Consider the following 12,600-nt stretch of genomic DNA (forward strand, 5'->3'; position numbering starts at 1 on the left):
CAATGCTTGCCGCGAACTGCTGTGATCCATACCTATGACCGCAGGAAAGCGGCAGCTCAGCGGCAGATAACGGCCTGTATAGCGGCCTGAATTAGGGTGCTTCACAAATAATCTCGCGCCTGTTTGCAGCGATCTCCAGACTGTTTCAGAGCACTACTCGCCGTCGATATACTCGACCAGGCTCACTATTGTGTCGGACTTTGTTATACGTATCGTCGATTGCCCGGCGATAACGAATGGCCGTATTCGGGAGGACCTCCATGTCGGATATCGCTATTGTCGGTATCGGTTGCCGATACGCGGGCGGGATCGATTCGCCCGAGACATTCTGGGATTTCGTACTCGACAAAAGGGACGGCGTGGTCGAGGTACCACCGGACCGATGGGACTATCGCCGGTACTACGATCCCGAACCCCGCACGCCTGGCCGTAGCTACACCAAGCACGGTGCGTTCATGACGATCGACCCGTGGGAGTTCGATCCGGATTTCTTCGGTATCTCGGCCCGCGAGGCGACCGTGCTCGACCCGCAGCAGCGCCTGCTGCTCGAGGTGACCTGGGAGGCGCTCGACGACGCGGGACTCGCGGGTCGCACCGCCGGGACCCCGGTCGGCGTGTACGTGGGCGGGTTCGTGGTGGACCAGTCGGTGATCGGTGTGGTCGGTCCGGCGCTGTTCCACACCGATATGCACACCCCGGCCAGCGCCTCGTACACCATGCTGTCCAACCGGATCGCCTACGCGCTCAACCTGACCGGTCCCGCGCTCACGGTCGACACCGCGTGCTCGTCGTCGCTGGTGGCCTTCCATCTCGCCTGCCAGGCCCTCGACAACGACGACTGTCACATCGCAGTGGCCGGCGGCGTGAACGTCATGTTGCAGCCGGAGACGTTCGTGCTGATGTGCAAGGGCAGCTTCCTCGCCGCGGACGGCCGGTGCAAATCCTTCGATGCCGCCGCCGACGGTTACGGCCGGGGTGAGGGTGCCGGCATGGTGGTGCTGAAGAAGCTCGACGACGCGGTGCGCGACGGTGACCGCGTGTACGCCGTGGTCAAGGCCACCGGCGCCAATCAGGACGGCCGGACCACAGCGATCACCGTGCCGAACGCGGATGCCCAAGAGGCCCTTGCCCGTACGGTGTGCACCCGGGCGGGCCTGACCCCGGACGCGATCACCTACGTGGAGGCGCACGGCACCGGCACCCTGGTCGGCGACCCGGTCGAATTGCGGGCGCTCGGCCGCGCTTTCGGCGCACCGGCGGGCCGCACCGGACCGCTGGGCGTCGGCTCGGTCAAGGCGACCTTGGGCCACACCGAAGCCGCGGCGGGCGTCGCGAGCGTCATCAAGGCGGCGTTGGCCATTCGGCATCGGGTGATTCCGCCGCAGGGCTGGCTCGACAAGCCGAATCCGGACATCCCGCTCGACGAGTTGGGCCTGCGCATCCAGGTCGACGCCGAACCGCTGCCGCCGCATGCCGATCCGATGACAATCGCGGTCAACGGCTTCGGCTACGGCGGCACCAACGCGCACGCGATCCTCCAGGAGTACCGCGCGCAACCGGTGCACCCCGGCCCCGCGCCCGCCGCGCGGCACTACGGAATCCTGCCTCTCTCCGCCCGCAGCACCGGCGCGGCGCGCGCCATCGCGGGCCGCTTCGCCGATCTGCTCGACGCCGGCGCCGATCCGGACCGGTTGGCCGAGGCCGCCTGGACACGCTCGGCCCATCACCAGTTCCGCACCGGCGTGCTGATCGGCGACTCCGACGACGTGCGGCACCAGCTGCGGCAGTTCGCCGCGGGCGAGGGCCGTGACGCGGCGCGCACGGTCGCGGCCCGCATCCCCGAACCGGTGTTCGTGTTCTCCGGCATGGGACCGCAGTGGTGGGGCATGGCTCGCGAATTGCTTTGTGCCGGTGGTATCTTCGCCGAGACCGCGGCGCGCGTCGACGCCGAGTTCGGCAAGCTGGCGGACTGGTCGATCATCGACGCGCTCTTGCAGCCCGAAGCGGAGTCGCGGGTCTCGCGCACCGAGGTGGCGCAACCGGCCAACTTCCTGGTTCAGGTGGCGCTGGTGAGCGAGCTGGCCCAGTACGGGATCACCCCGGCCGCGATCATCGGCCACAGTGTGGGCGAGGTGTCGGCGGCCTATGTCAGCGGCATGCTCTCGCTGCGGGAGGCCGTGCGGGTCGCCTACCATCGGGCCAGATTGCAGGCGAGCACCGCGGGCTCCGGCGGCATGCTGGCCGTCGGCCTGCCGCTCGAGCGGGCCCGCGCACTCGTCGCCGACGACCCGCGCGTCGATCTCGCGGCGATCAACAGCGCGAGCTCGCTCACATTGTCCGGCGACCCGCAGCGCCTGGACGAGATCGCGGAAAAGCTCACCGAGGAAGCCGCTTTCGCGCGCCGGCTCCGGGTGGAGGTGCCTTACCACAGCCGGTTGATGGACCCGATCCTCGCCGAACTGCGGACCGAGCTCGCCGACCTCGCACCCAAAGAGCCCACCGTGCCGCTGTATTCGACGGTGACCGGCGAACTCGTCAGCTCGGGGACCTGGGACGCCGAATACTGGTGTGCGAACGTCCGTCAGCCGGTGCGCTTCTACGACGCGGTGGTGCGGGCGATCGGTGCGGGCAGCCGGGTGTTCCTCGAGGTCGGCCCACATCCGGTGTTGTCCGGCAACATTCGGGAGGCCCTGGTCGAGGCCGACGTGCACGGCACCACGGTCCCGACGCTCGATCGCAAGGCCGCCGATTCCGTGAGTATCCGCCGCACCCTCATCGGCCTGTACAGCGCGGGGGTGCTCGAACCGGAACAATTGTTCCCGGCCGACGGTCCGCGGACCGCACACGTCCCACTGCCCCGCTACCCGTGGCAGCGCACCCGATTGCATTCGACACTGCCACTTTTCGAGCAGGCCAGGCTCGGCTCCCCGGACACCTACGCCATGCTCGGTGATCCCGATGTGGAGGGTCGCGCGGACTGGCTGCTCCAGGTCGGCACCGAATTGCTGCCGTGGCTGGCCGATCACGTGGTCAACGGGGTCCGGATCATGCCGGGCGCCGCCTACCTGGACGCGGCGCTCAGTGCGACGGCCACCCGGCTCGGCGTCAAACGCGTTGCGCTGGAACAGGTCCGTTTCGTCGCGCCATTGATCATGGCCGCACCGGATGTGCCGCTCATGGCGCTGAGTGTGGAGGAGTCCAGCGGCCGCTTCCTGATCCGGTCCCGCAACGCGACCGGAACGGCCTGGACCGTGCACGCCTTCGGGCGCACCCTCACCGGCAGTCACCTGCCCTCGAAGGCAACCGTTCCGGAGGTCGAGGTCGGTATCGACATCGACCCGGACATGTTCTACACCGGGCTGGCCGCGGCCGGGCTCCAGTACGGTCCGTCGTTCCGCCGGGTCACCTCCATGCGAGTCGGCCGGGATACGGCGGTGGCCACCGTCGACGGCACGATCGCCGCGGACTCCGGCCATCTCGCGCACCCGGCGGTGGTGGACGCCGCCATGCAAACGGCGGCACTGCTTTTCGCCGACGAGCGGATCAACGAGGGCGTCATGGTGCCCGTCGGCGTGGCCGCCGTCCGGTTGCTCGCCCCGATACCCGAGCGGGCCACGGTGGTCGCCCGCCGTGACCCCAAGGCGCGGTTGCGCGCCGACGTCGACGTGCTCGACGCGGAGCACAATCTCGTCCTGCGTTTGACCGGACTCCAGATCGGCGCGTTGAAGCCCGGTGACGATCCGCTGCACCGGATGGCCGAGTTCTACTACCGCGAAACCATCGAGCGACGCGACCCCATCGACCTGACCGCACTACCGGACGCCGGCACGGCCACGACCCTTGTGATCGCCCTCGGAAACAGCACTCGCGCCGAGCAGTTGGCGGCCGCGATCCCGGGCGCGCGGCACTACCTCGCCGGATCGGATCTGGAAACGACGCTCGCCGAACAGCTGCGGCAGGCCCGCACAGACGAATCCACCCGGCTGCACGTGTGCGTGGTTGCGGGTTCGGGCACCGATGATCTGGAGGATCTGCGGACGTTGCAGCGGATCGCCGTCGCGGTACGCGAATTCGCCGATCCGAAGGCCGAGGAGCAGACACCGCAGTCCGTCTTCGGCGACGGATCGGTGCACGTCACGCTGATCACCGAGCGCGCGTTCACGGTGCCGCACAGCACGATCGCGCCGGATTCGCACCAATCCGCGCTGGCCGGGGCACGGCGAGTGCTGCTGAACGAACAGACCTCGTTGCGCTGGCGGCTGATCGATGTGGCCCCGGAGACCGGTATCGCCGAGATCGTCACCGAACTCGCGATACCGGGCGCGTTCTCCTACGACAACACCGACGAAGTGCTGCTGCGCGACGGTCAGCGCTGGGCTCCGGTGGTGACCAAACCGCTGCCGGACCGTCTCGCCGCGCACGACACCGCCGCACCGCTCACCGATCCGGAGGCGAACTTCGAGCTCGAACTCCCCCGCACCCGGCTGCTCTCGGCACTGGCCTGGCGCGAATGCCCGCGCCGCGCACCGGGACCCGGGCAGGTGGAGGTGCGGATGCAGGTCATCGGGCTGAATTACAAGGATCCGCTCAAGGTCATCGGTCTGCTCGGCGAAAGAGAGCTGGCACCAACCTATTTCGGCACCGTTCCCGGCATGGAGGGCGTCGGCACGGTGGTGCGTATCGGCCCCGGCGTCGACGGGCTCGGCGTGGGCGATCTGGTGGCGGTCGCGGCGAAGGGCATGATGCGACGCTTCGCCCTGATCGACCGGCAACTCGTCATCCCCCTGCCTGCCGATACCGACCCCGGTTATTGCACCAGTGCCATCGCTTTCGCGACCGCCGAATACGCCCTGCTGGAGCTGGCACGGCTGGAGCCGGGCGAGACGGTCCTGATCCATGGCGCGGCCGGCGGTGTCGGCACGGCCGCCATCCAGGTCGCAAAGGCACGGGGCGCGCGCATCATCGGCACTGCCGGCACCGACGAACGGCGCAGGCACATCCTGGATCTCGGCGCGGATCACGCGGTGAACTCGCGCTCGCTCGACTTCGTCGACGACGTGCTCGCACTGACCGGCGGCGTCGGCGCAGCGGTGGTGCTCAGCAGCGCTCCCGGGGAGATCTTGCGGCAGAACTTCACCGCCGTAGCCGAATTCGGGCGCATCGTCGAGGTCGGCAAGGCCGATATCTACACCGGTGGCCTGCTGGAGCTGGCCAACTTCGACAAGAACGTGGCCTATTACTCGATGGATCTCGACCGCCTGGTCGCGGTCCATCCACAACGTCTGGCCGGCCTGCTGCAGCGGGTGTACGAGCAGGTCGTGGCGGGCGTCTACCGGCCGCTGCCGTACAAGATGTTCGAAACCCACGAGGTGGGAACGGCTTTCGAGGAGGTCATCCGCTCGACCGGACTGGCTCGGATCGCGTTGCGCATCGATGCGCCGCATCCGCCGGTGCGGCCCTACCTGCCCGATATCGAGATCCACGAGCACGCGAGTTATCTCGTCACCGGCGGGTTCGGCGGTTTCGGCATGGCCACCGGGCGCTGGCTGGTGCTGCGCGGCGCGCGCAGGCTGGTGCTGCTCGGCCGCAGCGGGGCGAGCACCGACGAGGCCCGGCGGCAGCTCGAGGCGTGGCGGACCGTCGGCGTCGAGGTGATCGAGGCACTCGTCGATGTCACCGACACCGCGGCGGTCGCCGCGGTGCTCGCCCGGGCGCACACGGCCGAACACCCGCTGCGCGGGGTGTTCCATGCGGCGGGCGCGGTGTCCGACAACCGCATCGAGCTCATGACGCCCGAGCAGCTGGCACAGGTGTATCGGCCGAAGGTGCACGGCGCCCGCGCCCTGCACCGCGCGGTCACCGAGGCGGGCATCGAGCTGGACATGTTCGTGCTGTACTCCTCCGGCGGCTCGATGTACGGCATCTACGGCCAATACAACTACTGCGCGGCCAATGTCGCGGTCGAGGCGCTGGCCGAGGAATGGGCCAGAGCCGGCGAGCGAGCCCTGTGCATCGGCTGGGGTCACCTCTCCGGTGCGACCGGCGGGATGGCCGCCGACGCCACCGCGACCAAGTATCTCGACCTGGTCGGCTTCGGCCCGATCGATATGGCCGACGCCACCGCGTATCTGGAGCAGACGCTGCGACTGCGCGACACCAACGCCGCCATCATCCCCACCGACTGGGCCAAACTCACCGGCACCTTCCCACAGCTGACCCGCACCGGCCGGACGATCGAGCTGGCCAAGGCCTCGGCCAAGGACACCTCCGAATTGGCCCGCCTGCGCGCCGAACTCGTCGAACTGGACGACAGCAAACGCGGGCCGTTCATCGCCCGCAAGATGGCCGCGGAACTGGCCGTGGTGATGGGCGTGCCGGTGGAGTCGATCGATATGACGGTGCCGGTGCCCGAGCTCGGCCTGGATTCCCTGATGGCCGTCGAACTCGGCGCACGGGTCACCAAGACGCTGGGCATCGACCTGATGTCCTTGCAGATGGGCCGATCGTTCAGCCTGGAACAGGCCGGACCCAAGGTGGCCGAACTCGTACTCGCCGCCGAACCCGGTCGGCCGCAACCGAATCCCGAGCCGGTGGCGGCGCCGTGATCGACCTCGGACTGATCGACGAATGGAACCCGCCGCCCGGCCGACTGGTCACCTGGGTCGCCACCCCGGCGGCCGTGGCGCGGGCGGCCACGGCCCCGGCGCATCCCGCGCCGCCCTCGCACCAGCAGGAGGAGTACCTGCGGCTGGCCGACCGGCACGCGGCCGCGGACTTCCGCTATTCGGGCCTGTGCCTGGTGACCGCCGAAATACCGACGGGCGAACTCGATTACGCCGCGATGACGCGCAGCATCAACGCGTTCCTGCTGCGCCATGACACCTTTCGCACCTGGTTCGCCCTCGAACCCGACGGCACGGTCCGGCGGCACCTGGTACCCGAAGAAGTAGTCGACTTCGCGCCGATCGACTACGGCGAACTCGACGACGCGGCCGCCATCCGCGAGCACGTGCAGAAGACGACGCCCGGCCCGTTCCAATGGGATTGCTTCTCCTTCGGCGCGATCGCGCACGGCGATTCGACCACGGTCTACCTCGCGGTGGACCATCTGCACACCGACGGCCTCGGCCAGTACCTGTCCTGCGCCGACCTGGCCTACCTCTACGCCCGGGAGGCCTGGCAGGTCGGCGACCTGCTCGACCCCACCGCCAGCTACCTCGAATACTGTTGCGCCGAACGCGAACTCACCGCCCGCCTGCGCCTCACCTCGCCCGGTGTGCAGAAGTGGCTGGAATTGATTCGTGGCAACGACGGCGAATTGCCCTCCTTCCCCCTGGATCTCGGCAAACGCACCGATGGTTACAACCGCAGCGCGCATCGCACGAGCACGCTGCTCACCGAAGCCGAGGCACGCCGGTTCGAGCAGGTCTGCCGCAGCCACGGGGCCGAGTTCGCAGGCGGGATATTCGCCGCGGCGGCCCTCGCCGAGGCCGAACTCACCGGCAGCGACTACTACTTCGGCATGACCCCGATCAGTACCCGCACCACCCCCGCCGAACGGGCCTCGGTGGGATGGTATGTCGCGCTGGTACCGGTCGCCTTCCCGATCACTACCCCCACCTTCACCCGGGTGGTGGCGATCGCGCAGCGGGCCTATGAGAACGGTATCCGGCTCGCGCCCACGCCCTTTCATCGCGTACTCGAACTATTGCCCGCCGACACCGACATCCGCGTGCGGCCCGGCTGGGCTGCACCGATGATCTCGTTCGTGGACGCGCGCGACTTCGTCGGCCACGAATTCTTCGACCTGGTGCACGGTGGCATCTTCGCCAACCGGGCCGCCTCGGAGGAAGTGCTCGTCTGGATCAACCGGATGCCGTCGGAAACGACGTTGAGCGTCATCTACCCGGGTACGCCGGTGGCGCACCACTCCGTTCGCCGCTACGTCGAGGCGATGCGGACGATCTTCGCCGCGGTGGCCGGGCGGTCGTCGTAGTCCTGGCCTCGGTGGCCTATCGGTGCCCGGGCTCCAGCACGAAGACCGGGATCACTCGCTCGGTCTGCTGCTGGTATTCGGCGTATGCCGGATACGCGGCGAGCGCGCGCGCCCACCACTCGGCCTTCTCGTCCCCCGTGACCTCGCGGGCCGTCATCTCCTGGCGGGCCGCCCCGTCCTGAAGTTCGACGTGCGGATCGGCTTTGAGGTTGAAGTACCACACCGGGTGACGCGGGTAGCCGGCCTTGGAAGCCACGGCGGCGTAGCACCCTTCGTGCTCCACGCGCATCAACGGGATCTTGCGGATCTTGCCGCTCTGCCCGCCGCGCATGGTGACGATGACGACGGGCAGGCCGGTATCCCAGAGTGTCGTTCCCTCTGTGCCGCCCGACTTCTCGTACAGCTCGACCTGTTCGCGTATCCACTGCGCCGGGCTCGGCCCGTACTCGCCTTCGAACGGCATCGCATGCACCCCCGTCGTCGCGTACCGATCATGGTACGCACCCGGACAAGAGCACCCGGGAATCCGCCGGGCAAGCTAGGCGACCAACTCCATCACCCCGCGCGGGGCGGCGGCCGGTTCGGTCGGAAAGCCGAACCGCACCAGCCGGTGCGGCGGGTCCACCTCGAAATGGGCGGTGGACGCGGGCAGGAAACCGCCGATCATCTTGTCCAGCATGGTGTTCACGTGCGCGAAGCCCGGCCGCAGATACACCGGCCAGCAGCGCACGCGGCCCGCGGGCACCTCGACGGTGGTCTGCTTCTGCACCCGCGCGAGCACTGGCCAGTGCACCGAGAAGGCCAGCCACAGGTCCAGCGACAACTCCGCGCCCTCGTAGAAGTCCAAGCCCCGGAGCAAGGTCAGGCCGCCGAGGAACGGCACCACGTCCGACGGGAAAGGCGCTATGCCGCTGCCGAATTGCAGGTGCGTGGTGTCGAGGAAGTGCGCTTCCTCACGGGACACCACGACGTCCCGCGACCGCGTTTCGGCCCGATAGTCCGCCGCGCGCAACCAGCCGCCCGCCCGGCTGAACCGCTGTTCGACGGTCACCGTCGTCGCTGCCTCGCCGGTCCGCAATTCGAGCGTCGAGTGGTAATCGAGTTCGGTCCTCGTCACCACGCTGGTCACCTCGAATGACGATGGCTGATCGGCGACTCCCCCGGTGTAGACGGACTTCTCGCCATCGGGAATCACGGGATCACGGAACGTGGCGCCCACATTTCCTCCTTGGTGGCCGGAACAAACCTTCGATCCCCATTCAAATGCGTTCCGGCCGAGGACTCGGCGCGAATTCACCGGCGCTACGACGACTCACAAAATCAGTGCGGCTCGAAATGGGGCCCGCACAAGTCGTCCGGTCACGGGCCGAGCGCCGCACGCAGCACAGGCCAGGAGTTGTGCAGGTCCTGCTGCCAATAGCCCCAGGAATGCGTGCCCTCCCGCAGATCGAACGTCGCCGGAATATTCAACTCTCGCAGTCGGGTACGCAGTTGCGCCGTACAGGCCGACGCGACGACGTCCAGCAGGCCGCCGACCGTGAGCTGATCCAGCAGTTTCAGCGGATTCGCGTCGATACCGGGTCCGTCCAGCGTGTCGAGCGGCCCCGGACGGCCGCTCCCCGTCGATACGTAGATGGTCGTGCCGCGCAGCCGGTCCGCGTGCAGGTAGGGATCATTGGCCGCCCAGGCGGGATCGGTGGGCGGGCCCCACAGGTTCAGCGGGTTGCCCTGCTTGCCGAGCACCACGGCATCGACCATCGTCTGCCCGAACGGATCGCTGGTGCGCACACAGCCGCTGTAGGAACCGATCGCGCGAAAACGGCCGGGTGCGGCCAGGGCCAAGCGGAACACCGCCGAACTCGCCATCGAGGGCCCAGCAACGGCATTAGCGCCGGTGCCGCGGAACGCCGAATCGATGATCGGGGGCAATTCCGCGGTGAGGAAGGTCGTCCACTGCTGCCTGCCGAGGATCGGATCATCGGCGCGCCAGTCCGCGAAGAAGCTGCCGCCCCCGCCGACCGGCATCACCACCGTCACCTGCTGATCGGCGAAGAATCGCTCGGCGTCGGTCTCGGTCAGCCAGTTCCCGCCGTCGCGCCACCGGTCGTGCTCGCCGCCGCCGTCGATCCCGTTGAGCAGATACAAGACCGGAGCGGGCTGCGAAACATCCACCGCCGGAAGCACTTCGACCGAGATCGCCCGGCGCATCGCCACGGAGTACACCGTGAGGTCGAGCACGCGTCCCGGCCCCGGCCGCACGTCGATCAGCCGCGAGCCGTTCGCCGCCGTCGACGCCTGGGCCGCGACCGACTGCGACGGCTCCGCGAAAGCCGCTCCGCCGGAGCACAGCACGACCGCGACGCCGAGCACCGCAGCTATCCGGCGACCGCCCCGTCCGTCCCCGCCGCCCATCCGCACCTCCGCGCACCACCAGGGGTAATAGCCCGACGGTAAGCCGCTTTCGGGACCGTGAGCCGCAATCCTGTTGCGGATTGGGTGGATTCACATCGTCGCCGGTGCACCGTTGGGCAGCGCACACAATGTAGGAGTAAATGGTGAGCAACAGGGCAGATCAGCCCCATACTGGGAGCGATTGCAGGTTGCCGGTTCGCTGACGCATCGGCGCGACGGGTGACCCGCGGATCGAGGGGCACCCGCCGGCCCCGAGCTGTTCGAACCGGCCGACGAGAAGTGCGTGAGTTGGTTACCGACGTCATCGATGTGGGGGCGGACTTCCCGGTCGCCCGTAAAGCGCTGTGGGATCTGTTCCTGGAACCGCAGACCTATCCACGGTTGTTCGCCGGAATCGGCGCCTGCGAGCTCGTGGAGGAGAGTCCGGACAGCCGGATCGTGCGGGTGCGCATCGGCACCGCCGAATCCGGCATCCGCACCCATCAGCTGCGCCTCACCGTGCGCCGCTGGTACGAGAGCTTCGAACTGCAGTGCCCGGGCACCGGCAGTTTCGTGTCGGTCCGCCTGCGCGGTGACGAGGAGCGCACCAAGATCGTCGTCACCGTGTTCGCCCCGGGCCGGCTGCATCCCGGGATCGCCGAGGGGTCCAACGCCGCGGTGATGTCCTGGGTGAACGCCGGCCTGCGGCGCGCGGTGGACGTCATCCGCGGCGCGCGGACCTCGACGGTGGTCAATGCCGAGAACTCGCCGCTGCGCAGGCAGGTGAGCGTCGCCAAGCAGATGGTCACCGTCGGCGTCGGGCGCACCAGCAGCCTGGCGACCGGGGTCAAACAGGCCCGCTCCCTTGCCAAGTGGGGCTTCAACCTGGCGGGCGGATACGCGACGGCGGCCGCGTACGCACCGGACCGGATCGCGATCATCGACGATTCCGGCACCCGCACCTTCGCCGAGATGCACACGCGGACAAGCGCACTGGCCGGCGCGCTGGCCGCGCTCGACCTCGGCTTCGGCGATACCATCGGGCTGCTCGCCCGCAACCACGCCGGCATGGTCGAATGTATGGTCGCCGCAGGCAAACTCGGCGTCGACGTGGCGCTGTTGAACGTCGGCCTGTCCGGCAGGCAGATCGAGGACATCGTGCAGCGCCACCGGCTCGCCGCACTGTTCGTCGACGGCGACCTCGAGCAGCTGGTCCACTATCTGCACGCCGACCTGCCGCGCTTCAACACCGACGGCCGCCCGCCGGTGCCGGGCCGGGCCACCCTCGACGATCTGATCGCCGAGGGCGAGCGCCCGTTCCGGCTGCCGAACCGCGCGGGCAGGCTGATCGTGCTGACCTCCGGCACCAGCGGCACCCCCAAAGGCGCGCGCCGCCCGGAACCGAAGGGCTTCGGCACCATCGCCGCGTTGCTGTCGCGGATTCCGCTGCCGATGGCGGAGCCGATGCTCATCCCCGCGCCGCTCTTCCACACCTGGGGCCTGGCCGGTTTGCAGATCAGCACACCCTTGCGCGCGACCGTCGTACTGCCGGAGCGCTTCGACGCCGAGGACTGCCTGCGACTGGTCGCCGAGCACCGCGTCGCCAGCATGATCGTGGTGCCGACCATGGTGCACCGCATCCTCGATCTCCCGGCCGCGGTACGCGACCGCTACGACACCGCGAGCCTGCGTGCCGTCGTCAGCTGCGGCGCGCCGCTGGCCGGGGCGACGGTGCTGCAGTTCATGGATGTCTACGGCGACATCCTCTACAACGTCTACGGTTCTACCGAAGTCTCGTGGGCCACCATCGCCACCCCCGACGATCTGCGCACCGCGCCGACCACCGCGGGCAGGCCACCGCTCGGCACCCGCATCGCGGTGCTCGGCCCCGATCAGCGCCCGGTGCCGCTGGGCGTCACCGGGCACATCTTCGTCGGCAACCACATGCTCTTCGACGGCTACGTGAACTCCGCGCCGCCCACCGAGGCCGACGGCATGCTCGACACCGGCGACCTCGGCTACCTCGATGTCGCGGGCCGGCTCTTCATCGCGGGACGCGACGACGAGATGATCATCTCCGGCGGCGAGAACGTCTTCCCCCGCCCGGTCGAGGAGGCTCTGGCGCATCTGCCACAGGTCAGCGAGGTCGCCGTGGTCGGCGTACCGGATCAGGAATTCGGCCAGCGGCTCGCCGCGTTCGTGGTGAAACGCGG

At 68.7% G+C, this 12,600-nt stretch carries 6 protein-coding genes; 3 read left to right on the top strand and 3 right to left on the bottom strand.

The annotated features are described in order from the left end of the window. The first annotated feature begins 260 nt into the window (after positions 1-260). Positions 261-6,605: a type I polyketide synthase gene (locus TY25_RS20255; RefSeq protein WP_042258435.1), complete on the top strand. Its 6,345-nt coding sequence runs from the start codon at positions 261-263 to the stop codon at positions 6,603-6,605. Next, positions 6,602-7,996: a condensation domain-containing protein gene (locus TY25_RS20260; RefSeq protein WP_042258354.1), complete on the top strand. Its 1,395-nt coding sequence runs from the start codon at positions 6,602-6,604 to the stop codon at positions 7,994-7,996. The genes TY25_RS20255 and TY25_RS20260 overlap by 4 nt, the downstream gene beginning before the upstream one ends. 16 nt (positions 7,997-8,012) lie before the next feature. On the opposite strand, the gene TY25_RS20265 is transcribed toward TY25_RS20260, so the two are convergent. From TY25_RS20265 to TY25_RS20275, 3 genes are all read right to left on the bottom strand, one after another. After that, positions 8,013-8,459 carry a nitroreductase family deazaflavin-dependent oxidoreductase gene (locus TY25_RS20265; RefSeq protein ID WP_042258355.1) on the bottom strand — a complete coding sequence of 149 codons (447 nt, stop codon included), beginning with the start codon at positions 8,457-8,459 and terminating at the stop codon, positions 8,013-8,015. 75 nt (positions 8,460-8,534) lie between these two features. Then, a complete protein-coding gene (locus tag TY25_RS20270; protein WP_042258356.1) occupies positions 8,535-9,215 on the bottom strand; it encodes a hypothetical protein in 681 nt (226 codons plus the stop codon). Positions 9,216-9,355: 140 nt separating this feature from the next. Next, a complete protein-coding gene (locus tag TY25_RS20275) occupies positions 9,356-10,408 on the bottom strand; it encodes an alpha/beta hydrolase (protein ID WP_042258362.1) in 1,053 nt (350 codons plus the stop codon). Between the two features lie 288 nt (positions 10,409-10,696). Here TY25_RS20275 and TY25_RS20280 point away from each other — a divergent pair. Continuing rightward, the coding region (locus TY25_RS20280) for an AMP-binding protein (RefSeq protein ID WP_042258437.1) at positions 10,697-12,600 on the top strand (1,904 nt) is incomplete at its 3' end.

The organism is Nocardia brasiliensis NBRC 14402 (assembly GCF_000308475.2).
GTDB classification, from domain to species: domain Bacteria; phylum Actinomycetota; class Actinomycetes; order Mycobacteriales; family Mycobacteriaceae; genus Nocardia; species Nocardia brasiliensis.